The sequence below is a fragment of the Thauera sp. WB-2 genome, assembly GCF_027594845.1.
GTDB lineage: Bacteria > Pseudomonadota > Gammaproteobacteria > Burkholderiales > Rhodocyclaceae > Thauera > Thauera mechernichensis.
Window position 1 is genome coordinate 1,104,064 of record NZ_CP088935.1, and the last position, 25,552, is coordinate 1,129,615.

The 25,552-nt window shown below is 65.3% G+C and carries 20 protein-coding genes; 17 read left to right on the top strand and 3 right to left on the bottom strand.

Annotation, left to right across the window (positions count from 1 at the left end):
* Positions 1 to 5: 5 nt before the first annotated feature.
* The 14 genes from LQF09_RS05105 to LQF09_RS05170 all read left to right on the top strand — a co-directional run bounded on the left by LQF09_RS05105 (position 6) and on the right by LQF09_RS05170 (position 17,749).
* Entirely contained in the window at positions 6 to 1,016 is a 1,011-nt protein-coding gene (locus tag LQF09_RS05105) for an XrtA-associated tyrosine autokinase (RefSeq protein ID WP_270069354.1), read from the top strand.
* Positions 979 to 2,538: a TIGR03016 family PEP-CTERM system-associated outer membrane protein gene (locus tag LQF09_RS05110; RefSeq protein WP_270069355.1), complete on the top strand. Its 1,560-nt coding sequence runs from the start codon at positions 979 to 981 to the stop codon at positions 2,536 to 2,538. Before LQF09_RS05105 ends, LQF09_RS05110 begins: the two co-directional genes overlap by 38 nt.
* A gap of 11 nt (positions 2,539 to 2,549) precedes the next feature.
* Positions 2,550 to 3,671 carry an XrtA/PEP-CTERM system-associated ATPase gene (locus LQF09_RS05115; protein WP_270069356.1) on the top strand — a complete coding sequence of 374 codons (1,122 nt, stop codon included), beginning with the start codon at positions 2,550 to 2,552 and terminating at the stop codon, positions 3,669 to 3,671.
* Between the two features lie 62 nt (positions 3,672 to 3,733).
* On the top strand, positions 3,734 to 4,822 hold the full coding sequence (gene wecB / locus LQF09_RS05120) for a non-hydrolyzing UDP-N-acetylglucosamine 2-epimerase (RefSeq protein ID WP_270069850.1): 1,089 nt from the start codon (positions 3,734 to 3,736) through the stop codon (positions 4,820 to 4,822).
* A gap of 7 nt (positions 4,823 to 4,829) precedes the next feature.
* Positions 4,830 to 5,669 carry an XrtA system polysaccharide deacetylase gene (locus LQF09_RS05125; RefSeq protein ID WP_002926893.1) on the top strand — a complete coding sequence of 280 codons (840 nt, stop codon included), beginning with the start codon at positions 4,830 to 4,832 and terminating at the stop codon, positions 5,667 to 5,669.
* 25 nt (positions 5,670 to 5,694) lie between these two features.
* On the top strand, positions 5,695 to 6,744 hold the full coding sequence (locus tag LQF09_RS05130) for a FemAB family XrtA/PEP-CTERM system-associated protein (protein ID WP_270069357.1): 1,050 nt from the start codon (positions 5,695 to 5,697) through the stop codon (positions 6,742 to 6,744).
* A 4-nt stretch (positions 6,745 to 6,748) separates the two neighbouring features.
* Positions 6,749 to 8,041, top strand: a complete 1,293-nt coding sequence (locus tag LQF09_RS05135) for a TIGR03087 family PEP-CTERM/XrtA system glycosyltransferase (RefSeq protein WP_270069358.1) — start codon at positions 6,749 to 6,751, stop codon at positions 8,039 to 8,041.
* Positions 8,041 to 9,210 carry a TIGR03088 family PEP-CTERM/XrtA system glycosyltransferase gene (locus LQF09_RS05140; RefSeq protein ID WP_002926890.1) on the top strand — a complete coding sequence of 390 codons (1,170 nt, stop codon included), beginning with the start codon at positions 8,041 to 8,043 and terminating at the stop codon, positions 9,208 to 9,210. The genes LQF09_RS05135 and LQF09_RS05140 overlap by 1 nt, the downstream gene beginning before the upstream one ends.
* A gap of 13 nt (positions 9,211 to 9,223) precedes the next feature.
* The gene (locus LQF09_RS05145; RefSeq protein WP_270069359.1) at positions 9,224 to 11,152 is read left to right on the top strand and encodes an XrtA/PEP-CTERM system amidotransferase; all 1,929 of its coding nucleotides are present in this window, start codon (positions 9,224 to 9,226) and stop codon (positions 11,150 to 11,152) included.
* Positions 11,153 to 11,157: 5 nt separating this feature from the next.
* Complete coding sequence (locus LQF09_RS05150; protein WP_270069360.1) at positions 11,158 to 12,369, top strand: TIGR04063 family PEP-CTERM/XrtA system glycosyltransferase; 1,212 nt, start codon at positions 11,158 to 11,160, stop codon at positions 12,367 to 12,369.
* A 10-nt stretch (positions 12,370 to 12,379) separates the two neighbouring features.
* Positions 12,380 to 13,483, top strand: coding sequence for a glycosyltransferase family 4 protein (locus tag LQF09_RS05155; protein WP_270069361.1), 1,104 nt, complete (start codon positions 12,380 to 12,382; stop codon positions 13,481 to 13,483).
* 17 nt (positions 13,484 to 13,500) lie between these two features.
* On the top strand, positions 13,501 to 15,072 hold the full coding sequence (gene xrtA / locus LQF09_RS05160; protein WP_270069362.1) for an exosortase A: 1,572 nt from the start codon (positions 13,501 to 13,503) through the stop codon (positions 15,070 to 15,072).
* 20 nt (positions 15,073 to 15,092) lie between these two features.
* A complete protein-coding gene (locus tag LQF09_RS05165; protein WP_443081773.1) occupies positions 15,093 to 16,469 on the top strand; it encodes a phenylacetate--CoA ligase family protein in 1,377 nt (458 codons plus the stop codon).
* Positions 16,466 to 17,749, top strand: coding sequence for a putative O-glycosylation ligase, exosortase A system-associated (locus tag LQF09_RS05170; protein WP_002926884.1), 1,284 nt, complete (start codon positions 16,466 to 16,468; stop codon positions 17,747 to 17,749). The genes LQF09_RS05165 and LQF09_RS05170 overlap by 4 nt, the downstream gene beginning before the upstream one ends.
* 72 nt (positions 17,750 to 17,821) lie before the next feature.
* Here LQF09_RS05170 and LQF09_RS05175 read toward each other — a convergent pair whose 3' ends face one another.
* The 3 genes from LQF09_RS05175 to LQF09_RS05185 are packed head-to-tail and all read right to left on the bottom strand — an operon-like array spanning position 17,822 to position 21,715.
* Positions 17,822 to 18,751: a hypothetical protein gene (locus LQF09_RS05175; protein ID WP_270069364.1), complete on the bottom strand. Its 930-nt coding sequence runs from the start codon at positions 18,749 to 18,751 to the stop codon at positions 17,822 to 17,824.
* A gap of 20 nt (positions 18,752 to 18,771) precedes the next feature.
* Positions 18,772 to 19,836 (bottom strand): polysaccharide deacetylase family protein, encoded by a 1,065-nt coding sequence (locus tag LQF09_RS05180; RefSeq protein WP_270069365.1) that lies wholly within the window; start codon positions 19,834 to 19,836, stop codon positions 18,772 to 18,774.
* Positions 19,837 to 19,870: 34 nt separating this feature from the next.
* Positions 19,871 to 21,715: an asparagine synthetase B family protein gene (locus tag LQF09_RS05185; RefSeq protein WP_270069366.1), complete on the bottom strand. Its 1,845-nt coding sequence runs from the start codon at positions 21,713 to 21,715 to the stop codon at positions 19,871 to 19,873.
* Positions 21,716 to 21,808: 93 nt separating this feature from the next.
* Between LQF09_RS05185 and LQF09_RS05190 the strand changes: the two genes are divergently transcribed.
* Genes LQF09_RS05190 through LQF09_RS05200 form a run of 3 tightly spaced genes read left to right on the top strand, consistent with a single transcriptional unit; the run spans position 21,809 to position 25,521 of the window.
* A complete protein-coding gene (locus LQF09_RS05190; protein WP_270069367.1) occupies positions 21,809 to 22,834 on the top strand; it encodes a hypothetical protein in 1,026 nt (341 codons plus the stop codon).
* Positions 22,835 to 22,854: 20 nt separating this feature from the next.
* Positions 22,855 to 24,267, top strand: a complete 1,413-nt coding sequence (locus tag LQF09_RS05195) for an MBOAT family O-acyltransferase (protein ID WP_270069368.1) — start codon at positions 22,855 to 22,857, stop codon at positions 24,265 to 24,267.
* Positions 24,268 to 24,288: 21 nt separating this feature from the next.
* The gene (locus LQF09_RS05200) at positions 24,289 to 25,521 is read left to right on the top strand and encodes a hypothetical protein (protein WP_270069369.1); all 1,233 of its coding nucleotides are present in this window, start codon (positions 24,289 to 24,291) and stop codon (positions 25,519 to 25,521) included.
* Positions 25,522 to 25,552: the final 31 nt, after the last annotated feature.

Consider the following 25,552-nt stretch of genomic DNA (forward strand, 5'->3'; position numbering starts at 1 on the left):
ACACGATGAGCATTATCGAAAAAGCAGTCGAGCGCCTGGACAGGCTCAAGCAAGCGGCCCGCGAGCCCGATGGCGAGCAGCAGGCAGCGGCCGTGGTAGTCGAGGGCGCGCGGGCGCCTGCCCCGTCTGCAGCGGCGGCGCCGGATGCCGCTCCCAAGGGAGACCGCCTGGCCAAGCCTGAGCAGGTCATCCGGACAGCGGAAGCCGCGGCGCCGGCGGCAGACGATGCCCCCAAGGCGGCCCGGGCTGTGGGGCGCTCGATCCGAATCGACCTGGAAAGATTGGCTGCGCGCGGCTTCGTCACGCCGGACCAGCCGCGCAGTTCGATCGCCGAGGAGTTCCGCATCATCAAGCGGCCCTTGCTGCGCAACGCCACCGATGCCGGGCCGGCTGCGATCGAGAGCGGCAACCTGATCATGATCACCAGTGCCTTGCCCGGCGAAGGCAAGACGTTCAACGCAATCAATCTCGCCATCAGCATGGCGATGGAACTCGACTACACCGTACTACTGGTCGATGCCGACGTGTCGCGCCCATCCGTGCTGCGCGAGCTCGGTCTGCCCGCCCAGCGTGGATTGATGGATGTGCTGTCGGGCGAGGTGCCCGATCTGGGTGACGTGATGCTGCGCACCAACATCGACAAGCTGTCGATCCTGCCTGCCGGCATGCCGCATCAGCGCGCCACCGAGTTGCTGGCGTCCGAGGCGATGACGAGCATGCTTGCGCAGATGGCCCACCGCTATTCGGACCGCATCATCGTGTTCGATTCGCCGCCGGTGCTGGTGACCACCGAGTCCCGCGTGCTGGCGACCCACATGGGGCAGGTCGTCATTGTGGTCGAGGCTGAGCGCACCACGCATGCTCACGTGCGACAGGCGCTCGCCACCGTCGATAGCTGCCCGGTCAGGCTCATGGTGCTGAACAAGTCGCGCGAGCGTGCAGTCGGCGGTTACTACGGTTACGGATACGGATATGGATATGGACAAACGCCGGAAACCCGCCCGGAAGCTGCCTGACGTCCGTCTCGTCGGGCGTGCGCCTGTCATCGGGGTGCTTGTCGGCGCGCTCCTTGGCTGTGGCAGCGTGCTCGCACAGTCGGTCACCGTCACGCCCTCCCTCGATACCTCGCTCACCTGGACCGACAACGCCGGCGCGGCGGGTGGCGCGTCGGGAGGCGGCGAGGCGGACTGGGTCTTCGAGGTTTCTCCCGGCATCTCCGTGTCGCGCACCAGTGGCCGGCTCAACGGTGGCCTGAGTGCGCGCCTGCGCAACTTGGTCTATGCCGACGACACGGACCGTAACAGCTCTTACCTGAGCCTGCAGGGGCGCGGCAGCTTCGAGGCGGTAGAGGATCTGCTTTTCATCGATTTCGACGCCGGCATCAGCCGCAACAATCTGTCGGCGTTTTCCGGCGGGGCTTCTGGCGACCGGCTGTCGAGCCAGCGCTCGAGTGAAACGCGTACGTGGTCGATTGCGCCCCGACTGGAGTCGGACCTGCGCTTCGGCGAGGCGGCGGTCGGTGCCGTCGAGTATTCGTCGCGCGGGATCAGTTCCGGCAGCGATGGGCTCGGCAACCAGAACGTCGAGACCCTGGGCGTCCGCCTCTCCGACCCCGGCGGCCGGCGCTTCCTGGGTTGGGGGTTGGCCTATACGCGCACCGACTCGGATGGCGGCACGGCCGAGAGCAGCTCGCGCAGCGCAGAGACCCTGCGCGGCACGCTGTTTGCAAACCTGTCGCCGCAGTTCCGCCTGCGTGCAATCGGCGGTCACGAATCCAACGACTATGCAAGCGGCCGCAGGACCAGTGGCGATATCGTGGGGGCTGGTTTTGACTGGTATCCCACCGACCGTACTTCGATCACGGCCACGGTTGAGGACCGCCTCTTCGGGCGTGGTTACAATCTGGGCCTCAATCACCGCATGCGGCGCTCGGTGTGGTACCTGAGTGCGAGTCGGGATCTGTCCTCGACCGCGCAGGAACTCGGGCCCGGGCTGACGGAGGCCTCGGGCCAGGCATGCCTGGATTTCGTCTCGAATCCGGCGAACTTTCCTGAGATCACCGACCCGCTCGACCGTTTCCAGCTTCTCCTGAACTGCATTGCGCGGCTTACGCTGCGCTCCAATGCGGCGTACGTCAATCAGTCGCTGAGTGCGGGTTTCTCGTTGCTGGGGGTGCGCAATACGCTCAGCTTCTCGGTCTCGCGGGCGGACCGCTCGCTGGTCAGCAACATCTCCAGCCTGCTGCCCGGTACCGATGACTTCCAGAACACCGACAACGTACTCACTACCTCGGCAACCGTGGCGTGGAGCCATCGCCTCACCGGCACCAGTGCGCTCGATGCCAGCCTGACCCGGACGAACTCCGAGGGGCGAGATAGCTCCGGGCTGGAGACGAAGCGCCTGCTCGCTTCCCTGGGCCTGAGCCGGCAGCTTGGCCCGCAGACCCAGGCTGGCCTGCGCTATCGCTACCAGAAGGCGGAGGGGAGTACCGATTACACCGAGAATGCGGTCACGGCCACGCTCGGCATGCGTTTCTAAGCGGAACCCTGATGTACGAATCCTTCTTCAAGCTTTCCGGCAAGCCCTTCCAGCTCAACCCCGATCCCGCGTTTTTCTATGGCAGCCGTGGGCATCGCCGTGCAATGGCCTATCTCGAGTACGGTCTGCACCAGAGCGAGGGCTTCATCGTCATCACCGGCGAGATCGGCGCGGGCAAGACCACGATCGTGCGTAGCCTGCTCGAGCAGCTCGATCCGGACAAGGTGGTCGCTGCCAACATCGTCAGTACGCAGATCGATGCCAGCGATATGCTGCGCATGGTCGCGGCCGCCTTCGGCGTGCCCAGCCGAAGCCTCGACAAGGCGGGGCTGCTGCTCGCGCTCGAAACCTATCTGGTGTCGGTTGCCGCAGCCGGCAAGCGCGCCCTGCTGCTCGTCGATGAAGCACAGAACCTCACGCCGGCGGCGGTCGATGAGCTGCGCATGCTGTCCAACTTCCAGCTCGAAGACCATGCCCTGCTGCAAAGCTTCCTGGTCGGCCAGCCCGAGTTCCGCGACATCATGCAGCGCGGTGAGATGCAGCAGTTGCGTCAGCGCGTGATCGCGTCCTACCACCTTGGTCCGCTCGACCTGCAGGAAACCCAGGGCTACATCGAGCATCGCCTGACACACGTTGGCTGGGCGGGCGATCCGATCTTCCAGCCCGGGGCCTATACGGCAATCTACGGCTACACAGGGGGCATTCCGCGCCGCATCAACACCTTGTGCGACCGGCTCATGCTCGCTGCCTACATTGCTGAGCGTCATGTCATCGCGGAGTACGATGTTCGCGAGGTCATCGATGAGCTCAAGCAGGAGTTCGCTGCGCCGCGGCGGCCGTTGCCGACCGAGAGCAGTCCGGACGCAAGCCTCACGGGTGCGCTCGACAGCGCCGTCAATGCCGTAGCCACGGCGCAGGCAGGGATTGAAGCAATCCAGCTGGATCTTGATCGGCTGCAGGTGTCGCCTGAGCTTGCCGAGCGGGCGGCCGGACTTGCGGCCGGCTACGACCTTCAACGCATCGAGGCGCGCCTGGCAGGGCTGGAGCAGTCTGCCGCCGCCACCCTCGGCCTGCTCAGCCAGTTGCTGCAGGCAGTACGTCGTGAGAGACCCGCAGGGGAGGAGCGCCAGTGAGCCCGTTGCCGATCGATGAGCTACCTCCGGTCATCTGCGTGGTCGGGGCGCGCCCGAACTACATGAAGGTTGCACCCATCATCCGCGCCTTCGCTGCGCACAATCCGCCGATCCGTACGCTGCTGGTGCATACCGGGCAGCACTACGACCCGGCAATGAAGGACCGCTTGTTCGCCGACCTGGCGCTCCCCGAGCCCGACGTCAACCTGGCGGTTGGCTCGGGGTCGCATGCAGTGCAGACGGCCGAGGTCATGAAGCGTTTCGAGCCCGTCATCGACGAGCACGGTGCGCGCGCCGTGCTCGTGGTGGGTGACGTTAACTCGACGCTGGCGTGCGCTTTGGTTGCGAGCAAGCGTCACATTCCGGTGGTACATGTGGAGTCTGGGCTGCGCAGCAACGACCGCCGTATGCCCGAAGAGATCAACCGCATCCTCACCGACCAGATATCCGACGTGCTCTATACGACCGAGCGTTCCGCCCACGATAACCTCGCGCGCGAAGGCATTGCCCCCGAGCGTGCGGTGTTCGTCGGTAACGTCATGATCGACAGCCTGCGCGCGAGCTTGCCCAAGGCCGTACCCGCCGCCAGCCTGCTGGCTGCGGCCGGTCTCGACCCGCAGCGCATCGAGGGGGGCTACGGTGTTGTCACCCTGCATCGTCCATCCAACGTCGACCATGCGGAAGTGCTTGGGCCGATCATCGAGGCATTGCATGTCGTGAGTGCCAGGTTGCCGCTGGTCATCGCGCTGCATCCGCGCACGCGCGCCAACCTCGAGCGCTTCGGCATGCTCGGGCGCATCGATACGCCCGGATTCCTGCTGTTGCCGCCGCAGGGCTATCTCGAGATGCTCGGTCTGCTCTCCGGTGCGCGCATGGTGCTGACTGATTCGGGCGGCATCCAGGAGGAGACCACTGCGCTTGGCGTGCCGTGCATCACCATCCGTGAGAATACAGAGCGCCCGATCACGGTCGAGCAGGGCACCAACACCCTGGTCGGGGTGGACCCTGCAGCCATCATCGCGGCGGCCGACAGCGTGCTCGCGACCGGTGGCAAGGCGGGCCGCGTGCCCGAGTACTGGGATGGCCGCTGCGCCGAGCGCATCGCCGTCCACCTGCACGACTGGCTGCTCGCCCACGACAGCAAGGCCTGAGGCTGCAATGAGTTCCCGTATCACCAATGCCTTCACCTGCGACGTCGAGGACTACTTCCAGGTCTCCGCGCTTGCGCCGCACTTTCCGCGCAGTCAATGGGACAGTGTGCCTTGCCGCGTCGAGCGCAACGTCGACCGTATCCTCGAGTTGCTCGACGGTCACGGTGCGCGCGGTACCTTCTTCACCCTGGGATGGGTCGCCGAGCGCTATCCGCAGCTGGTACGCCGCATTGCCGGCGCAGGGCATGAGGTGGCCAGTCATGGCTATGCCCATGAACGTGCCAGTGACCTCACGCCCGAGTCCTTCAGCGCCGACATCCGTCTCGCCAAGGCTGTCCTCGAGGACATCACCGGTCAGCCGGTCACCGGTTATCGCGCGCCCAGCTTCTCGATCGGCACCGCCAACCTGTGGGCGCACGACTGCATTGCCGAGGCGGGTTACCGGTACAGCTCCAGCGTGTACCCGGTCAAACACGACCACTACGGTATCCCCGATGCGCCACGCTTCCCCTGGCGCCTGCCCAACGGACTGGTCGAGGTTCCCGTCAGTACCGTGCGCATGTTCGGGCGCAACTGGCCCGCCGGTGGCGGCGGCTTCTTCCGTCTGTTGCCCTATTCCTTGTCGCGCTGGCAGATTGCCCGTGTCAATGCCGATGATCGCAGGCCGGCGATCTTCTACTTCCACCCCTGGGAAATTGACCCCGAGCAGCCGCGTGTGACCGACGCCACAGCCAAAACCCGCTTCCGGCACTACATTAACCTTGAACACACCGAAGCACGGCTCGATCGCCTGCTTTCCGATTTTTCCTGGGGGCGCGCAGACGAAGTCTTCCGCGACGCCGCCTGAACCAGACTGGAGCGGGATGCGCGCAATGGACAGACTGCCGATTCACGTCAGCATGCTCACCCCTGCCGAGGTCGAGCGCTGGGATGACTTCGTGCGCCGGTGCCCGCAGGCCACGTTCTTCCACCTGTCGGCTTGGCGCGACATCCTGGAAGGCGTGTTCAAGCACCGCAGCTTCTATCTGTATGCCGAGCGCGCGGGCGATATCGTTGCCGTGCTGCCCTTGGCCGAGGTACGTAGCCGCGTGTTCGGGCATGCGCTGACCTCGCTGCCTTTCTGCGTGTATGGTGGAATTGCAGCCGACGTCGATGCGGGTCCCGAAGTCTTCCACATGCTTGAGATGCGGGCAGAGGCTCTGGCAACCGCGCTTGGTGTGCAGCACACAGAGTACCGTAACCTGAAGCCGGTGCATGCTGACTGGCCTCGCCAGGAGCTCTACGTCACCTTCCGCAAGGCCCTGCTGCCCGATGTTGAGGCCAATATGCTCGCCATCCCGCGCAAGCAACGCGCAATGGTGCGCAAGGGCATCAAGAACGGCCTTGTCAGCCACGTAGACGACGATATCGAGCGCTTTTTCGCCCTCTATGCAGACAACGTGCTTCGCCATGGCACGCCCGCGCTGCCCAAGGCCTTCTTCGAACGCCTCAAGGCGGTCTTCGGCGAGGCCTGCGAGGTGCTCACCGTGACCGACCCGGCGGGTAAGCCGCTGTCGAGCGTGCTCAGTTTTTACTTCCGCGACGAGGTGTTGCCCTACTACGCGGGTGACGATACCGCTGCGCGCGATCTCGCTGCCAACGACTTCAAGTATTGGGAGCTGATGCGGCGCGCCTGCGAGCGCGGCTGCAAGGTTTTCGACTATGGTCGCAGCAAGGTCGGCACGGGTCCATACAGCTTCAAGAAGAACTGGGGCTTCGAGCCGCAGCCGCTGTCCTACGAGTACCGTCTCTACAAGCGCGACAGCGTGCCCCAGAACAACCCGATGAACCCCAAGTACCGCGCCTTCATTGCGCTGTGGAAGCGTCTGCCCATTGGCGTCGCCAACCGCCTGGGGCCACATATCGTGCGTAACCTGGGGTAGGGCGGTGGAGGACAGCCGCCCCCCACTGCTCTACCTGACGCACCGCATTCCGTACCCGCCCAACAAGGGCGACAAGGTGCGCTCGTTCAACATCCTGCGCCAGCTTGCGCGGACCCACCGCGTCTTCCTGGGCTGCTTCGTCGACCATCCCGACGACAAGCAGCACATCCCGGCCTTGCGCAAATGGTGTGAACACAGTTGCGTGGTGCCCATCGAACCCGGTATCCGCCGCATTGCCAGCCTGCGCGGCCTGTTGCGCGGCGAGGCGCTGAGCCTGCCCTATTACCGCAGCCCGCGCTTGCGTGCCTGGGTGCGCCGGGTTGTCATCGAGCACGGCATTCGCAGCGCGGTTGCGTTCTCGGGGCCGATGGCACAGTACCTGGATCTGCCTGGACTCGATCGACGGGTGATCGACTTCTGCGACGTGGATTCAGCCAAGTGGTCGCAGTACGCCAGTGACCGGCGTTGGCCCATGTCCTGGCTGTATCGACGTGAGGGTGAGCGCTTGCTTGCCTTCGAGCGTGCCAGCGCAGCGCGCTGCGATGCCAGCCTGTTCGTCACCGAGGCCGAGGCCGAGCTTTTTCGTGGCGCGGCGCCCGAGATTTCGGCGCGTGTCGGCGTCATGCAGAACGGGGTCGATGCGGAGTACTTCTCGCCTGAACACCGTTTCGAGTCACCGTATCCGCCGGGTGGGCCGGTGCTGGTGTTCAGCGGCGCGATGGATTACTGGCCGAATATAGATGCCGTAACCTGGTTCGCCCGCGAGGTGCTGCCGCGCATCCGCGCCGAGCAGCCTCAGGTGCGCTTCTGGATCGTCGGCATGAACCCGGCGCCGGCCGTGCAGGCACTGGCTGCCGAGGGCAGCGGCGTGGTCGTCACGGGTACCGTGCCGGATGTGCGCCCCTTTCTCGCTCATGCGCAGGTCGTTGTCGCCCCGCTGCGCATTGCGCGCGGTATCCAGAACAAGGTGCTCGAGGCCATGGCCATGGCGCGCCCGGTGGTGCTTACCCAGGCGCCCGCAGCCGGGCTCGCCGCGCAGAACGGCCGCGACTGCGAGGTGGTTGCCGACGAGGCGGATCTTGCTGCACGTGTGCTCGGTCTGCTTGGCGATGACGCTCGCCGTGCCCGTATGGGTGAGGCGGCGCTTGACTGCGTGCTGCGCGCATACAGCTGGTCGGCGCATCTGCGCGTGCTCGACGGCTTGCTCGACGTGCAACCGCCCGAGCCCGGCGGCCAGGAGGACATTCCGACCGTGATCGGCGAACTCGCCGACGCTGCACCGTCCCAGGTGGCTTGATGCGCGAACTGCGGCCGCTGGTGATGCACCTCGTCTACAGTTTCGATGTCGGCGGGCTGGAAAACGGCGTGGTCAACCTCATCAATCGCATGCCGCCGGAACGCTACCGCCACACGGTGGTTGCGCTCACGCGCTGTGCCGAAGGGTTCTGCGAGCGCATCCGGCGTGAGGATGTCGGCTTCGTGTCGCTGCACAAGCCTGCTGGCCATGGCATCAAGCTCTATCCGCGCCTGTACCGCTTGTTCCGTGAGCGGCGCCCAGCCATCGTGCACAGCCGCAACCTGGCCGCGCTCGAGGCGGTCGTGCCGGCGCGTCTGGCGGGTGTTCCGGTGCGGGTGCATGGCGAGCACGGCTGGGACGTCTCCGACCCTGGCGGCACTCGGCGCAAGTTCCAGGTGCTGCGGCGCCTCTACAGCCCCTTCGTGAGCCGCTATGTTGCGCTCTCGGGCCACATCGAGTCCTACCTGACCGGGCGGGTCGGGATCGCGCCCGCGCGTGTCGAGCGCATCTGCAACGGGGTTGACACCCTGCGTTTCACCCCCGCCGCAACCGGTGCGCGCCAGATCCTGGCCGGCAGCCCATTCGCCGATGCGAGCGTGGTCGTCGTCGGCACCGTCGGCAGGCTGCAGGCAGTCAAGGACCAACTCACCCTGGTGCGTGCCTTCGAGCTTGCCCGCGCACGGGGTGGGGTGGGGCAGAGGCTGCGCCTGATCATTGCCGGCGATGGCCCGCTGCGCGGCGAGGTCGAGGCCGAGATCCGCCGCGCCGGGATCGGCGACGCGGTCTGGCTTGCCGGCGAGCGCACGGATGTTCCGGCGGTCATGCGTGCGCTCGACGTTTTCGTGCTGCCCTCGCAGGCCGAAGGCATCTCCAACACCATCCTCGAGGCCATGGCCAGCGGCCTGCCAGTGGTCGCCACCGCAGTCGGCGGCAACGGCGAGCTGGTTGCCGAGGGCGAGACCGGCTCCCTCGTGCCCGCGCAGGACCCGGATCGCATGGCCGAGGCGCTGCTGTGCTACGCTTCCGATGCTGCATTGCGGCAAACGCAGGGGGCGGCAGGCCGCCGACGCGTCGAGCACGGCTTCAGTCTCGACGGCATGGTGGCACGCTACACCGCAATGTATGACCAACTCCTGCAGCGCGCCGGCGTAGCGCCTGCCAGATCCTAAAGGAAGCCCGACCATGTGCGGCATCGCCGGCCTTTTCGATACCCGCGGCAAGCGCGACTTCGAGCGCGCGCTCATGCAGCGCATGAATGACGTCCAGCACCATCGCGGCCCGGACGAAGGCGGCTACCACTTCGAGCCCGGCGTGGCGCTTGCGCACCGCCGGCTGTCCATCATCGATCTTGCCACCGGCCAGCAGCCGCTGTTCAACGAGGACGGCTCGGTGGCGGTGGTGTTCAACGGCGAGATCTACAATTTCCAGGAGCTGGTGCCCGAACTCGAGGCGCTGGGTCACGTCTTCCACACCCGCAGCGACACCGAGGTCATCGTGCACGCCTGGGAGGCCTGGGGCGAGGACTGCGTACAGCGCTTTCGCGGCATGTTCGCCTTCGCCCTGCACGACCGCAACCGCGACACCTTCTTCATGGCGCGCGACCGCCTCGCCGTCAAACCAATGTTCTACGCGCTGCTGCCCGACGGCACGCTCGCCTTCGGTTCCGAGCTCAAGGTGCTGATGCAACACCCCGATCTGGATCGCCGCATCGACCCGCTGGCGGTGGAGGAGTACTTTGCGCTGGGCTACGTCGCCGAGCCGCGCACCATCTTCCGCGGCGCCAGAAAGCTCGGCCCGGGCGAATCGCTCTGCATCCGCCGCGGCCAGCCCATCCCCGAGCCCAGGCAGTACTGGGACGTGAGCTTCACGCTCGACAACGACATCAGCCTCGAGGAAGCCACCGCAGAGCTCACCGAGCGCCTGCGCGAATCCGTGCGCCTGCGCATGATTGCCGAGGTGCCGCTGGGTGCCTTCCTGTCAGGCGGGGTGGACTCCAGCGCGGTCGTCGCCACCATGGCCGGGCTCTCCAGCGAGCCAGTGAACACCTGCTCCATCGCCTTCGACGACCCCAAGTTCAACGAATCGGAATTTGCCCAGAAGGTCGCCGACCGCTACCACACCAACCACTTCGTCGAGACGGTCAAGTCCGACGACTTCGACCTCATCGACACCTTGGCCGCGCTCTACGACGAGCCCTACGCCGACAGTTCCGCCATCCCCACCTATCGGGTGTGCCAGCTTGCGCGCAAGCGCGTCACAGTGGCCTTGTCCGGCGATGGCGGTGACGAGAGCTTCGGTGGCTACCGCCGCTATCGCATGCATCTGATGGAAGAGAAGATGCGCGCTGCGCTGCCGATGGGCGTGCGCCGGCCCATGTTCGGCCTGCTCGGTCGCCTCTATCCCAAGGCTGACTGGGCGCCGCGGGTGTTCCGCGCCAAGACCACCTTCCAGGCCATGGCGCGCGACGCCACCGAGGCCTACTTTCACAGTGTCTCCATCCTGCGCGGCGACATGCGCGACAAGCTCTTCAGCGCGGATTTCCGCGCCAGGCTCGGCGGTTACGACGCGCTCGAGGTCTTCCGCCGCCATGCCGGCGCCGCCAACACCGACGATCCGCTCGCCCTCATCCAGTACCTCGATCTCAAGACCTACCTGGTCGGCGACATCAACACCAAGGTCGACCGCGCCAGCATGGCCCATTCGCTGGAAGTGCGCGAACCGTTGATGGACCACAAGCTCGTCGAATGGCTCGCCACGCTGCCGTCCGGCCTCAAGATCCAGGGCAACGAAGGCAAGTACCTGTTCAAGAAGGCGATGGAGCCCTTCCTCCCCGACGATGTGCTCTACCGTCCGAAGATGGGCTTCGCCGTGCCGCTTGCACGCTGGTTCCGCGGCCCGCTCAAGCAGCGCGTGCGTGACGCAGTGCTGGGCGAAACCCTGGCCGCGACCGGTATATTCAACCGTGACTACCTCCAGCATCTGGTCGACGCTCATCAGTCCGGCGCCCGCGATTACAGCGCGCCGCTGTGGACCTTGTTGATGTTCGAAGCCTTCATCAGGAACAACACCGCACCGACACGCGCGCCAGCGGAAGTGGCTGCGGCGGCTTGAATCTCATGCGCATCCTTCACATCCTCGACCACTCCATCCCGCTGCACAGCGGCTATACCTTCCGCACTGCAGCCATCCTGCGTGAGCAGCGGGCACTGGGCTGGGAGACCTTTCACCTGACGTCGCCCAAGCAGGGCCAGGTTGCGGCCGAGGTGGAGGATGTCGACGGCCTGCGCTTCTACCGCAGTCCGGTGCCTGCGCCCGGCCCGGCCGGGATCAACGAGTTGCGCCTGATGCGTGCGACCGAGGCCCGGCTGGAGCAGCTTGCGCGGGAGCTCAGGCCCGATGTACTGCACGCGCACTCGCCGGTGCTCAATGCCATCCCCGCCATCCGCGTGGGCAAGCGGCTTGGAATCCCGGTGGTGTATGAGATTCGCGCCTTCTGGGAAGACGCTGCGGTCGATCACGGCACGACGGCCGAGGGCAGCCTGCGTTATCGCGCCACGCGTGCCATGGAGACCTGGGCGCTCAAGCGGGTCGATCACGCCTTCACCATCTGCGAAGGCCTGCGCGCGGATATCGTCGCGCGCGGCATTCCGGCGGCCAGGGTCACGGTGATCCCGAATGCGGTGGATGTAGAAGGCTTTCAGCTCTCGGGCGACGCGGACCCGATTCTGCGCCGGGTGCTGGGGCTGGAGGGCTGCACGACCATCGGCTTCGTCGGTTCGTTCTACGCCTACGAAGGCCTGGATCTGCTGCTCGACGCCTTCCCCGCGCTGCTCGCCAAGCGCCCCGATCTGCGTCTGCTGCTGGTTGGTGGCGGTCCGCAGGACGCCAAGCTAAAGGCTCAGACCGAGCGTTTGGGGGTGGCGGACAAGGTGGTGTTTACCGGCCGGGTGCCGCACAGCGAAGTCAGTCGCTACTACGACCAGATCGACCTGCTTGCCTATCCGCGTCACTCCATGCGCCTGACCGAACTCGTCACTCCGCTCAAGCCGCTCGAGGCGATGGCCCAGGGGCGGCTGTTCGTGGCCTCGGACGTCGGCGGCCACAAGGAACTGATCCGCGACGGCGAGACCGGCAAGCTGTTCAAGGCCGGGAGCGCCGAGGCACTCGCCGCCGCCATCGACGCCATGCTCGCCGACCGCGGACGCTGGCCGACCATGCGCGCGGCAGGGCGCCACTTTGTCGAGGAAGTGCGAAACTGGACGAACAGCGTCGCCCATTACCGTGCAGTGTATGAGGCACTCGCCGGTCGTACCCGGCGCGCAGCCTGAGCGCACGCGGATGTCGTTTTCCGGTCTTCGTGTCCTGCTCGTCGGGCCGTTGCCGCCCCCCGCCGGCGGCATGGCCAACCAGACGCGGCAGCTCGCCGAACTGCTGCGCAGCGAGGGGGCGAGCGTCGAGCTGGTGCGCGTCAATGCGCCGTATCGTCCGGCATGGGCCGAGCGTCTCAAGGGCATCCGTGCCCTGTTTCGGCTGCTGCCCTATCTCGTCCAGCTCTGGCGCGGGGCAGGGCGGGCAGACGTTGCCCATGTGATGGCCAACTCGGGCTGGTCCTGGCACTTGTTCGCGGCCCCTGCGGTGTGGATTGCGAGCCTGCGTGGCGTGGCGGTGGTGGTGAACTACCGCGGTGGCGAGGCCGGCAGCTTTCTTGCGCACGCCGCCGGCGCCGTGCGCACGAGCATGCGCCGTGCTGCGCTGCTTGCCGTACCCTCCGGCTTTCTGCGTAAGGTCTTTGCGCAGCATGGCATGCCGGCGCGCATCGTTCCCAACATCATCGACCTGGCGCGCTTCCATCCCGCGCCGCAGCCGCGTCGGCCGGCTGCGGCCCCGCACCTGCTGGTGGCGCGTAATCTCGAAGCCATCTACGGCAACGATACTGCGCTGCATGCGTTCGCACTGCTGTCCGCGCACTATCCCGCGGCGACCCTGACACTCGCCGGGGAAGGACCTCAGGCGCAGGCGCTGGAACGGCTTGCGCGCGAACTTGGCGTCGCCGACCGTGTCAGGTTCAGCGGTCGGCTCGATCGCGACGAGATGGCTGCGCTCTACCGTGATGCAGATCTCATGCTCAATGCGAGCAGAGTGGATAACATGCCCAACGCGATCCTCGAGGCATTGGCAAGCGGCCTGCCGGTGGTCACGACCGCGGCCGGCGGCATCCCCTTCATGGTCGAGCATAGGCGAACTGCGATGCTTGTCGCTGTCGATGATGCGGCGGCGCTTGCCGAGGCGGTGCGGGCGGTGCTGGATGATGCGGCCCTTTACGAGGCGCTGAGGGCGCGCGGGCTCGATGAGGTGCAACGCTACTGCTGGCCCTCGGTGCGTGCCGAACTGCTTGCGGCCTACCAGGATGCGATGCAGGGCGAGGAAGCAAGGCGCAAATGAACATGAAGGAAGGTGCAATGAGTGTGACCAATGCCAGCCACGATCCTGGCCAAGCCAACGCTGCAGGTGATGCGCCCGCACGCAGGCTTCACCTCGCGGTACTTGCCGTCGGTCTGCTGTGGCTGTTGTTCTGGTACGGCGACACCTTCATGGCGATGGTCCACATCTGGGATCGCTCGGAGACCTTCGCCCACGGCTTCGTGATTGCGCCGATCTCGGCCTGGCTGGTCTGGCGGCGGCGCCACTTCATCCGCAACCTGCCGATCGAACCGTCGCTGCTGGGCGTCGTGCTTGGCGTCGGCGCGGGCTTTGCATGGCTGCTCGGCGAGCTTGCCAGCGTCGATGCCGTGTCCCAGTTCGCCGTCGTCGGCATGCTGGTGGCCTTTGTCTGGGCGGTGATGGGCACGGCGGTGATACGCACCTATGCCTTCCCGATCGGCTTCCTGTTCTTCATGGTGCCGTTCGGCGAGTTCATGTTCCCGAGCATGATGGACTGGACCGCCAACTTCATCATCTGGGCCGTGCGCGCGTCGGGCGTGCCGGTTTATGCCGAAGGCTACAACCTGGTCATCCCGTCGGGGCGTTGGGAAGTGGTCGAGGGCTGCAGCGGCGTGCGCTACCTGATGGCCTCGGTGGTGGTCGGCAGCCTGTTCGCTTATCTCAACTACACCTCGACCCGCCGGCGGCTCATCTTTGTCGCCGCCTCCATCGTTCTGCCGGTGTTCGCCAACTGGTTGCGCGCCTACGGCATCGTGATGCTCGGCCATCTCACCGACAACAAGCTGGCCGCCGGGGCGGATCACCTCATTTATGGCTGGGTGTTCTTCGGCATCATCATCATGATCCTGTTCTGGGTCGGTTCGCGCTGGCAGGAGCCGGAGGAGTCGGCGCCGGCGGCACCGGTCTCGACACCGACGACGGCCGGTACTGCGCGTGCCGGTCGTGCCGGCTGGCTGGTCGCTGCCGTCGTGGTGGTGTCGATGTGGAACCCGGTGCTGGCCTTCATCGATCGCCAGGGGCAGCATGGGCCGGTGGCGTTCGCGGCATTCTCCCTGCCTGCGACGTGGCAGCCGGCGAGCGCTGCCAGCTTGCCGGAGTGGGAGCCGAGCTATTCCGGCATGCGCGGCAAGCTCACCCAGACCTGGGCCGGCGAAGACGGGGCAGTCGGTCTCTATGTCGGCTTCTATCGCAACCAGGGGCCTGGCGAGGAGCTCATCAACTTCGACAACCGGGTGCTGGTCAGCAAGCACCCGGTGTGGCGGCGCACGGGCGAGAGCCTGCACTCGATTCAGATTGGCGATCGTGCCGTCCCCTTGCGTGGCCTGACCATGCTCAGCAACGACGGGCGGCGCATGATGGTCTGGTACACCAACTGGATCGACGGTCGGTGGACGGTGAGTCCCTATGTTGCGAAGGTCTATCTTGCCTTGTCGCGCCTCACGGGCGAAGGTGACGACTCGGCCGTGGTCATGTTCAGCACCGCGTATGTGGAAGGTCATGGCGAGACCGGCGAGGCCCGCCTGAAGGCCTTCATCGAGGATGCCGGCCCGGCGCTGCAGTCGATGCTGCAGCAGACGGCTGAACGCTGATGGCGGGCCGGGAGCGACTGATGAACAAGGATGCGCGCTCGCCCTACACGCGCTTCATCGCGGATGTGGTGTTCCCGTTACACGAGCGCCTCAAGCGCCATGACACGGTCGCCGTCCGCAAGCAGCTCGAGGACAGCCAGTGGTGGTCGCGTGAGCGCCTGGCGCGATTCCAGGTCGAGCGCCTGCGTGCTCTGCTGCGCCATGCCGGACAGCACGTGCCCTATTACAAGGCGCTCTTTGCCCGTGTCGGCTTCGACCCCGAGCAGGTGCAGTCGATCTCGGATCTCGGCAAGCTGCCGTTCCTGACCAAGGCCGAGATCCGTGCGCATACCGACGACTTGAAGGCCGACGATGCTGGTGCGCTGGCGCGCTTCAATACGGGGGGGTCGAGCGGCGAGCCGCTGATCTTCTACATCGGTAACGAGCGTGTCAGCCACGACGTCGCGGCCAAGTGGCGCGCAACGCGTTGGTGGGGTGTCGACATCGGCGATCCGGAGATCGTCGTCTGGGGCTCGCCGATCGAACTGAGCGCTCAGGACCGCATCCGCGCCGTTCGCGACAAACTCCTGCGTACCGAGTTGCTGCCGGCATTCGAGATGTCCGATGCCAAGCTCGACGGCTTCATCGAGCGCATTCGTGTCCGCCGGCCGAAAATGCTGTTCGGCTATCCGTCGGCACTCTCGCACATTGCCCAGCATGCAAATAGGCGCGGGGTCCGCATGGACGGGCTCGGCATCAAGGTGGCGTTCTGCACCTCCGAGCGCCTGTACGAGCATCAGCGCGAGCTAATCGAAAGCACCTTCGGCTGCCCGGTCGCCAATGGGTACGGCTCCCGGGATGCCGGCTTCATTGCCCACCAGTGCCCGGAGGGCGGCATGCACCTGACCGCCGAGGACGTCGTCGTCGAGATCGTCGACAGCGCTGGCCAGGTGGTGCCGGCCGGTGAGTCGGGTGAGATCGTGGTCACCCACCTGGCGACGCGGGAGTTTCCCTTCATCCGCTATCGCACCGGCGATGTCGCCACGCTGGACACCGGCGCGTGCGCATGTGGCCGCGGCCTGCCCATGCTCAAGGAGATCCAGGGACGCACGACCGACTTCGTCGTCGCCCGTGATGGCACCGTGATGCATGGGCTGGCGCTGATCTACGTGCTGCGCGACCTACCGCAGGTGGGGGGCTTCCGTGTGGTGCAGGAGAGCCTGGAGTTGACGCGGGTGCAGGTCGTACCCGGCGCAGGCTTCGATGGCGCGACCGTAGAGCGTATCCAGCGCGGCCTGTGTGCGCGCCTGGGAGCGGGGGTGAGCGTCGAGGTGGAGCAGGTCGATGAGATCCCGCCGGAGAAGTCCGGGAAGTATCGCTATATCGTGAGCAAGGTCGACGCGGCGGGGGCGGCATGAGGGATCTGTTCGTCGCGCTCGTCGTCTTCGGTTCGCTGCCCTTCATCCTCAAGAGGCCGTGGCTCGGCATCCTGATGTGGTCCTGGCTGGGCTACATGAATCCGCATCGCATGGCCTGGGGCTTCGTCACCTCGATGCCGGTGGCGCTTATCGTGGCACTGACCACGTTTGCGGCAATCCTGTTCTGCAAGGAGGAAAAGCGCATCCCGTGGACGCGCGAGACCGTATTGCTGCTGATCTTCACCGGCTGGATGTTCGTATCCACCCTGATGGCCCAGTATCCAGGCATGGCCTGGCCGCAATGGGACAAGGTGTGGCGGATCATCCTCATGACCTACATCACCATGATGCTGATCACCGACAGGCAGCGGCTGCACTGGCTGGTGGTGGTGATTGCGCTGTCGATCGGCTTCTATGGTTTCAAGGGCGGGGTGTTCATCCTGACCGGCGGGAGTGGAAACAACGTGATGGGGCCGTCGGGCTCCTTCATCGCAGACCGCAACTCGGTCGGACTGGCACTGCTCATGACCGTGCCGCTGCTCTGGTATGTCAGGCTTCAGACCACGAATGTCTGGGCAAGGCGCGCGCTGCTGGCCGGTGGTGCGCTGACCCTGGTTGCGATCATCGGTACCAATTCGCGTGGGGCCTTGGTCGGCCTTGCCGCCGTCGGGTTCTTTTTCCTGATGAAGGCACGCAACCGTTTTGGTGTCATCCTGGCGCTGATCCCGGTCTTCCTGGTGGTGCTTTACGTGATGCCGCCGGAGTGGTTCGAGCGCATGCATACGATCCAGACCTACGACGAGGATGCCTCCGCGATGGGGCGGATCTACGCCTGGGGAAATGCCATCACGCTGGCGAACATGTTCTTCTTCGGCGGTGGTTTCCGCGCGATCACCGGCTACGGGGGCACGGATTCGCACAGTAACTGGTTCGGTGTGCTGGGCGAACTTGGCTGGGTGGGCCTGGGCATGTTCGTGCTGCTGCACATCTTCACCTGGCTGTCGGCTTCGCAGGTCATCCGCTGGTCGAAGCCGCATGCATCATTGACCTGGGCGCGCGACCTTGCGGCGATGGTCCAGGTGAGCCTGATCGGCTACATGTCTGCGGGGTCCTTCCTCGGCCTGCAGTACTTCGACCTCTTCTACCATCTGATCGCCATCATCGTGATCTCGAAGATCCTGGTTCAGAAGGAACTGGATGCGATGCGGGGGCAACAGCCTGCTCTGCAGCGGGATAGAGCACCACTGGAGCGAGACACGGGCCGAATGGCGCTGTCCTAGCAGAAGAGCAAGGAGCAGCGCCGGGCGGCCGCCGCCCGCGTTCGGTTCTGCATCCAGGCGCCAGCGCGGGGGCTAGACCCCATGAGCGTTCATCAGGGCTGTGCGGGACCAGGCCATCAGGTAGCGGGTCGGTGTGTATCGACCCTGTTCATGAAGGCGCCGTCGGGTGTCCGAGGTGGCTGTTGCGCCCGCTATGGCATCGGGGCCGCTGCCTGCGGGAAGGAAAAGTGCGCCACCTCGCTCTGGTTCATCACGCAGGTAGGCAAGGTGCGGGCTGATGGTGCGGACTGCCGGATCGTAGTACCAACTGATGCCCATCAGCCCCCGGCTTTCGGGCCAGCGCTGCAACAGTTCGGCGACGAGGGCGTAGCAGCGTTGCCGTCCTTCCGGGTTGAAGTGCGACAGCATCGCCGGGTGAACATGGTTTTCGAGGAAAGGTGCGAAGCCGTGGCTGCGCAGCCCGAAGTACACCAGGGCGCGCATGAGATTGCCCGGTGCCTGCCGCAGAACAAGCGAGCGCGGCACTCCCGAGTGACGGTAGACCAGATGGGACGCGCAAGGGATGAGCCACATGCGCAGAATGCCGAGATCCTTCAGAAAGATGTCGTCGCGTGACGAGCGGGCCCACTGGGGGGACTGTGTCGTGCGCTGCAGCATGCGATCGAGGTTTTCGAGGTAGTACGGTAGCAGGCTCTCCGGGAGCGCCGCCTGCGTGAATCGCCTCTCGAACTGCCGGATGAACTCCAGGAGAAGTAGATCCAGCAGTCCTTGGGCCTGGCCCGCGGGTTCGCCATGCGCGAATGCGCTCACCTGTGCATGAAAGGCCGCGGGCAGATCGGTATAGCCGCGTGGCCGCGGCGGATGCTTGCCGCTTGTGCCTTCGAGCGTGAGCATGAGTCCCGATACGAGTCGCCGTGCATTCTCGGGTGGCAAGCACAACCGGTCACAGGTCTCTGCCCAGGCATCTCTGGTGCTGGCGGAGAGCGTATCGAAGCGTGTCATGTGGGCTCTGCTCGGCTGGGTCAGGCTATCGTATCGCGCTTCAGGGATCCGACTGTGCGCACGATCTGCCCCAGGCGCGAGCGCAGTGCCGACATGAGGCTCCAGAATCCGCTCAGACGGGCCTCAAACTCGATGTCGGAGAGGGATTCGCCGTCGAGGATGCGCTTGAGCGCGTAAGGTGAAGTGCCAGGGGGGTTGAGTCCGAATTCGGTCGTGGTGGCGGACTGGATGCCGCTGCTTGCAAGGACCGGAAACAGCTCGGGCCGGTAGAGGCCGCTCGGGTAGCAGAAGTGGTTCAGCTGCGCGGGGGCTTTGCCAAGCATCTGGCCGAGTACATCACGGTTGCGTTCGAGCTCTTGGCGCAGCCGGTCGGGGTTGAAGCCATGCATCCGATGCGAATGGGTGTGGAGCTGAATGTCCAGGCCCCTTTCGTGAGCATCGCGTACCTCCCCTGGCTTCATGAGCATGAAGACCCTGCGGGCTTCCAGGTTATCGAGGTCGATGCCGAGCAGATCGGCGATCCTGAGGGTTTCGGCCCGCCTGGCTGCTGCTGTGGGCTGGGACAGGATCCGGGCGGCGATTGCGCGTGATAGCTGCTGCGTGGAGGGGTGTGGCAGTGTCTGGTCGGGGAACAGGCGCCGCAGGTCGGGTGGGTGGATGGCGCGGCCGGCAAGAAAGGTGGCCAGCACGTAGACGACCGGCTCCTGATCCACGACATCCCTTGTCGTCAGGTACAGGCTTGCAGGGTAACCGTGTTGCTCGAGAACGGGCAGCATGTGGAGATAGGTGCCGACCCAGCCATCGTCAATGGTGATTACGACATCGCGGGTACGGACGCGCCGGTTGGCCAAGTCGTCGCAGGCCTGGCGCAGCGGGATGACCCGGTACCCGCATCGCGCGAGCAGTGCCATGCGCTTGCGGAAACGGTCCGCGCTCATGAACAGGCAGTCGCCGTAGTGCGGTTCCCCGCCCAGCCATATGCCGTGATAGCACAGGATGCGCAGCTGCCCCCGCGTCAGCATCCTGGACAGCGCGAACAGCCCCAGGCCCTTCGCCAAGCGCAGGAAGAGAGGCTTCAACACCATGCCCCCCGGGAACGAAAATGCGTGCCGGCTCTCGTCACGCGTTGGCTTGGAGCCAGAGCTCCAGTTCCACCAGTACCCAGATCATGACGCCATAATAGCTTGCATGGCCGCTGGCGTGTTCGCGACGTAGGTAGGCCAGGTACGCCGGTTTCACGATACCGCGCCGGCCCAGGCTGGCCAGGGCGTCTTCGGCCAGCGCCTTGAGCGGTGCGTGCGCGTTCAGCCACAGTCCGAAAGGCAGGCCGAAGCCGTGCTTGCTCTTGGAGATGGTCTCGTCGGGCAGGAAGCCGCGCAGGGCGTCCTTGAACAGCACGCGCAGCCGGCCCTTGCGCACTTTCTGTTCTGGCGTGAGCTGCCCGGAGAAGGCGACGAGGTCGTCGTCGAGGAAGGGGAAGCGCACCTCCACGCCGGCGGCCTCGCACATGCGCGTGACTTTGCGCAGATCGTTGTCGGCCAGCGTGATCTTGTGGTCGAGGTGCATCATGCGCTCGATCGGCTCGGGTGAAGCGCAACGGAAGTAGGCCTCGCGCGCGAGCTCCAGCGGGCGGTTGGTGTCGATCGCGGAGAGGAATTCAGGCTCGAAGATGTCTTGCAGCGGGCTGCGGTGCAGGAAGTTGTAGGTCTCCATGCGGTCTGGCAAGGGCACCCGTGCCTGCTCGATGTAGCTGCGCGCCTTGCGCACTGGCATGATCGACGCGCCCAGTGGAAAGTGCATCACCACCGGCTCCAGCAGATTGCGCAGCACGGGCGGGACGCGGTGGTAATGCTCGAAGACGCCCTGTTTGGCATAGCGTTCGTTGCCGCCGAAGAACTCGTCGCCGCCGTCGCCGGCCAGCACCACTTCGATGCCGTGCTCGCGCGCCATGCGCGCGCAGAAATAGGTCGGTGCCGCGGATGCGTTGCCGAATGGTTCATCGTAGGCCGCGGCAATGAGCGGCATCGCCTCGACGACATCGTCGGCGGTCACGTAGTACTCGTGCGCATTGGTGCCGAAATGGCGGGAGGTGATGCGGGCGAATTCCAACTCGTCGAAGCCCTGGGCGTCGAAGCCGATCGAGAAGGTCTCGGCCGGTTTGCCGCTGACCTTGCCCAGCATGCCGCTGACGGTGGAGCTGTCGGTGCCGCCGGAGAGGAAAGCGCCGGTTGGGCGGCCATCGTCGGCCTGGCGGGCTACGGCTTGTTCGGTGAGGTCAAGGAAGCGCTTGCGCAGTGCGGCTTCGTCGCCTGTGGCGCTGGCGTCGTAGGCAAGCTGCCAGTGAAAGTTTCGCACTGCGTTCCTGCCGTCGAAGCTGGCGCATTGTGCAGGCAACAGCTTGGTGATGCCGGTAAAGGCGGTGTCGGGGCTGGGTACCATGTGGCAGTAGAGGTACTCGAACAGCGCCTGCCGGTCGATCGGGGCCGAAACCAGCGGGTGCTTCGCCACCGCGCGCGCGCTGGTGGAGAAGACGAGCGTCGCGCCCACTTGGGCGAAGCACAGGCGCTCGGTGCCGGTGCGGTCGATCGCGAGCAGGGCCCGCCGTTGACGCATGTCGATCAGCACGATGGCGAAATTGCCCTGCAGTCTGCCCAGAGAGGCTTCGCCGCCATCGCGGTAAGCCGCCAGCGCGGCCGCGGCCACGCCTTCCGCGCGGGCGCGCGCGGCGAGTGAGGCATCGGCCCAGCGCGGCCGCCCGAGCACTGCAGCCAGACAACCTGCGCCAAGATCGGTTGCCGTAGAGCAGGCCGGGTGGCTGGTGGCGAGCATGCCGGCATCGCTGGCCTGCACCTGCATGTCGGCGGACGACAGCCCTTCGGCTGCCAGCATCGCGTGCAAGGCATCGTGCGATGCAACACGTTCGTCGAAGTTAACCCAGCCGCAAAGTACTCGTCTTGATGTCATCGCTCTAAAATGCCCAAACCCATCGGAATGGCCACTATGGTAGCCGAGGTTGCAAGCGGGCAAGTGCGGCACGAATCACTCGGGATCAAGTTCATGGCGATGCGCATCAATGGCTGGTGGAGAGCGGGCATGCCCGGCGCGGGTGTCGTATGCGCTGTGGCGCTCCTGCTTGGCGCCGAGGCGCTCCTCCATTCGGATGTATTCATGCATCGATTGCGCTCGGTGTTCGCGGTAGGTCGGGCGTATGACAAAGTTCTGTATGTGGAGCAGCAAGCTCCTCGCATGCTCGTGTTGGGCAACAGCCGAGTGGATAACGCGATCGATCCGCGCACGCTGGGTGCTGCTTTCGCTGCGGGGCGCGGCGGCTTCAACCTGGGCTTGCCGGGGGCCAATGCGAGCGCCTTGCTTGGGATCGCCCATCGGTTTGACGAGCGCGGTTTGTTTGGGCGCGGAAAGGTCGAGCGCGTGCTGATCGGGCTGGACGAGAGCCTGCTCCACGCCGGGGATGCGCTTGGCTATGATGTTTTCTTTGGTCAGCCGGATATATGGGAAGAGGGCGCGCAGGCCTATCTGCGCTCAACGTTGAGGCTGTGGGGCTACGCCGATAACCTGAAACAGTTGCGTGAGCCGGCGAAGCTGGTCCAGTTCGCGACAGCGCTGACGGAGGAGGTCGAACCAGTCGGGGGCGGGGCCGCCGAGCGGCTCGGGTATCGCCCCGGGTTTGGCGACAACCAGGACGCCGGGCAGGTGGCGCGCCAGGAAGCGGGCTCCACCCATCCGCCGGACCCGAAGGTGGTTGCGGACTTCTGGAGCTTGCTCGACCTCCTTGAACGACGGCAGGTGAGCGTTGTGGTCGTCTTTCCCCCCTTGCTCAACCGCCGTGTGCTCTACCTTGAGGGTGCGCACCCCGCCTCATCGCCCTACCTTGCCTTGCGTCGGGAGTTGCTCGCACGAGGGGTTCCAATGTTCGCTTTGTCCGCCGATCTGAAGCTGCCGCCTGAAGGTTTCGTCAACGCGGGTCATCTGAACGATCTGGGGGCCCAGTATTTCAGCCGTGCACTCGGGCGGGCGCTCTCGGGAGGAACGCACGGCGAGGTGGAGCGGGTGGGCGCACTATGATCTTCAGTAGCGCGAGCTTCATGCTCTTCTTCATCGCGGTGCTGGCAGTGTACGCTGGTGCGCGTACGCCGGGGCAGCGGGCGGGCGTACTGCTGGCGGCCAGCATTCTGTTCTACGCGAGCTGGAAGCCGATCTACCTGTTGCTGATCGGTCTTTCCGTCACGGCCAACTGGTATGCCTACAGGGCCATGCTGAAGACGCGATCCCGTGCGTTGCTAACGGTCGTGATCGTCGCTGATCTCGGGGTGCTCGCGGGCTTCAAGTATCTTGGGCTGATCATCGAGTCCGCCTTGTGGGTGGCCAGCGCCGTAGGTGGCGAGGTGGTCGTTGCACGGCCGGGCTGGATCGACTGGGTGCTGCCACTGGGAATCAGCTTCTATACGTTCCAGATGCTCAGTGCAATGATCGACGTCTATCGTGGTGACTGCACGAAAGAGATCGGCTATCGAGACTGGTGTCTTTACGTCACGTTCTTCCCGCAACTCATTGCCGGCCCCATCCTGCACGTTCATGAGTTGGTCGAGCAGTTGCAGACCCTCAAGCCGATCGCTTGGGACAACCTCAGGATAGGGGCCTTCATATTTGTCGGTGGCCTGATCAAGAAGGCGCTTTTTGCTGACAACCTGGGGCCGGTTGTCGATGACCTCTATGCCCATCCAGAGCGTCTGGACCTGATGCGGGCTTGGCTGGCCACGCTTGCCTTCGGGATGATGATCTACCTGGATTTCTCGGGCTACAGTGAGATGGCGCTTGGGCTCGCGCGCATGTTCGGGGTCGTCTTGCCGCTGAACTTCCAGTTCCCCTACATCAGCCGCAACCCGTCCGAGTTCTGGCGCCGGTGGCACATCACCTTGTCCCGCTGGCTACGCGACTACCTCTATGTCTCGCTTGGCGGCAACCGGGGCGGGCGCTTCGATACGTATCGCAACCTCATGCTGACGATGTTGCTGGGCGGTCTGTGGCACGGCGCCAACTGGACCTTCGTGTTCTGGGGGTTCCTGCATGGTGCTCTGTTGGTGCTCAATCGCCTGCTGAACAATGCTCTGCGGCTGTTGGACGTCCGCGAGGGGGGCAGGCTTGACCGCCTGGTCTCTCTCATGGGTTGGCCGGTCATGTTCGTCACCGTACATTTCACCTGGGTGTTCTTTCGTGCGCCGACCTTTGCCGATGCATGGCAGATCTGTGTGGCGATGATGGGGCTGGCGGAACCGGTCGTGCTTGCGCCTGTACGTCTCTATCAGGCGCTGGGCGTCCTGTCGACGGTCGTCTTCGTTCTGCTCGAGCCCCGGATCGTCGATGTCTGCCGGCGCCGAGGGATTGACTGGTGGTGGCGGGTACCGTTTCTGCTGCGCGGTACGGCATACGCATCGCTTGTCATTGCGCTGGTGACGCTCGGCGGGCCGACGCAGAAGTTCATCTATTTTGATTTCTAGTGTTTCTGACTTGCCGGACAAATGTACGCTTTTCTCCTGATTGCCGGTTTCTCTTTGCTTGCAGCATGGGTGTTGTTTTTTTTCGCGAACCGCGACCTGCTGCTGCGACTGTGGCGCGAGCCCACATTGCTGCGGCCGGTGCTGATCGTCGAGAGCGACGACTGGGGGCCGGGGCCAGAGGCGGATGCGCAAGCGTTGCAGCGCATCGCAGCAATACTTGCGCGAGTGCGCGACCGGGAGCATCGGCCTGCGGTGATGACGCTCGGTGTCGTGCTGGGAAAGCCCGATGGCGCGGCCATTCTCGCCGACGACTGCGGACACTATCACCGTAGCGGCCTGGGCGAGGCACGCTATGCGCCGATCGTGGGGGCCATGCGGCAGGGCTGTGAAATGGGGGTCTTCACACTTCAGCGCCATGGTCTTGAGCACTGCTGGCCTGAGTCGCTGCTTGTGCGTGCCCGTCAGGACGGCGTGCTGCGCGCATGGTTGGCGGACCCCGAGGCACGCAGCGAGGCCTTGCCGCCCACGCTGCAGAGTCGCTGGGTGGACGCCGGAACGCTTCCGAGCCGCCCCTTGCCGGAAGCGGAGGTCCGGCGTGCGGTCATGGACGAAGCGGAGCTCTTTCTGACCCTGTTCGGCATTTGTCCCCCGGTTGCCGTGCCGAATACCTTTGTGTGGGACGACGCGGTCGAGCGTGCCTGGGTGCAGAGTGGGGTACGTTGTGTCGTCACATGCGGGCGTCAGTACCAGGCGCGTGGCGCGGATGGCACGCTCTCGGCATCCGCGCGACGTATCGTCAACGGAGAGTCGGGGCAGAGCGGTGTGCGCTACCTTGTGCGAGATGCCTACTTCGAGCCGATCCGCGGCCACCGCGCGGAGCAGGTGTGGGAAGCTGTGGCGCGGCGCACCGCCCTGGGACGACCCACCCTGCTCGAGACGCATCGGGAGAGCTTCATCGACGCTGACCATGGCGACACCGCGCTGGCCGAACTGGAGCGAGCACTTGCTGGCGTCGTCGAGCGTCACCCCGACGTGTGCTTCATCAGCACGGAGCGGCTGGCCGACGCCTATGCCGATCGGCAGCATGCGCTGTGGCAGCGCAGCATGCGTGCACGCAGCGTGACATTCCTGCGCCGTTTGCTTGCCGAGGCAGGCCTGTCGCGTCCGCTCAAGTTGTGCGGGCTCTACTTCGTGTTGCCGATGGCCGTGCGACTGCTGGCCGCCGTGACTCCGTCCGCAGCGGGTCGGCACTGAGGGTGTTAGCATCCGCCTCGCCGCACTGGAA

Bases quoted from the DNA above. Each gene is read 5' to 3' on its own strand.
- LQF09_RS05105 (WP_270069354.1), top strand. From the start codon at position 6: ATGAGCATTATCGAAAAAGCAGTCGAGCGCCTGGACAGGCTCAAGCAA.
- LQF09_RS05130 (WP_270069357.1), top strand. From the start codon at position 5,695: ATGGACAGACTGCCGATTCACGTCAGCATGCTCACCCCTGCCGAGGTC.
- LQF09_RS05195 (WP_270069368.1), top strand. From the start codon at position 22,855: ATGCTCTTCTTCATCGCGGTGCTGGCAGTGTACGCTGGTGCGCGTACG.
- LQF09_RS05155 (WP_270069361.1), top strand. From the start codon at position 12,380: ATGTCGTTTTCCGGTCTTCGTGTCCTGCTCGTCGGGCCGTTGCCGCCC.
- LQF09_RS05110 (WP_270069355.1), top strand. From the start codon at position 979: ATGGACAAACGCCGGAAACCCGCCCGGAAGCTGCCTGACGTCCGTCTC.
- LQF09_RS05175 (WP_270069364.1), bottom strand. From the start codon at position 18,751: ATGACACGCTTCGATACGCTCTCCGCCAGCACCAGAGATGCCTGGGCA.
- LQF09_RS05185 (WP_270069366.1), bottom strand. From the start codon at position 21,715: ATGACATCAAGACGAGTACTTTGCGGCTGGGTTAACTTCGACGAACGT.
- LQF09_RS05125 (WP_002926893.1), top strand. From the start codon at position 4,830: ATGAGTTCCCGTATCACCAATGCCTTCACCTGCGACGTCGAGGACTAC.
- LQF09_RS05145 (WP_270069359.1), top strand. From the start codon at position 9,224: ATGTGCGGCATCGCCGGCCTTTTCGATACCCGCGGCAAGCGCGACTTC.
- LQF09_RS05200 (WP_270069369.1), top strand. From the start codon at position 24,289: ATGTACGCTTTTCTCCTGATTGCCGGTTTCTCTTTGCTTGCAGCATGG.
- wecB (WP_270069850.1), top strand. From the start codon at position 3,734: ATGAAGGTTGCACCCATCATCCGCGCCTTCGCTGCGCACAATCCGCCG.
- LQF09_RS05115 (WP_270069356.1), top strand. From the start codon at position 2,550: ATGTACGAATCCTTCTTCAAGCTTTCCGGCAAGCCCTTCCAGCTCAAC.
- LQF09_RS05180 (WP_270069365.1), bottom strand. From the start codon at position 19,836: ATGGTGTTGAAGCCTCTCTTCCTGCGCTTGGCGAAGGGCCTGGGGCTG.
- LQF09_RS05165 (WP_443081773.1), top strand. From the start codon at position 15,093: ATGAACAAGGATGCGCGCTCGCCCTACACGCGCTTCATCGCGGATGTG.
- xrtA (WP_270069362.1), top strand. From the start codon at position 13,501: ATGAGTGTGACCAATGCCAGCCACGATCCTGGCCAAGCCAACGCTGCA.
- LQF09_RS05140 (WP_002926890.1), top strand. From the start codon at position 8,041: ATGCGCGAACTGCGGCCGCTGGTGATGCACCTCGTCTACAGTTTCGAT.
- LQF09_RS05170 (WP_002926884.1), top strand. From the start codon at position 16,466: ATGAGGGATCTGTTCGTCGCGCTCGTCGTCTTCGGTTCGCTGCCCTTC.
- LQF09_RS05190 (WP_270069367.1), top strand. From the start codon at position 21,809: ATGGCGATGCGCATCAATGGCTGGTGGAGAGCGGGCATGCCCGGCGCG.
- LQF09_RS05150 (WP_270069360.1), top strand. From the start codon at position 11,158: ATGCGCATCCTTCACATCCTCGACCACTCCATCCCGCTGCACAGCGGC.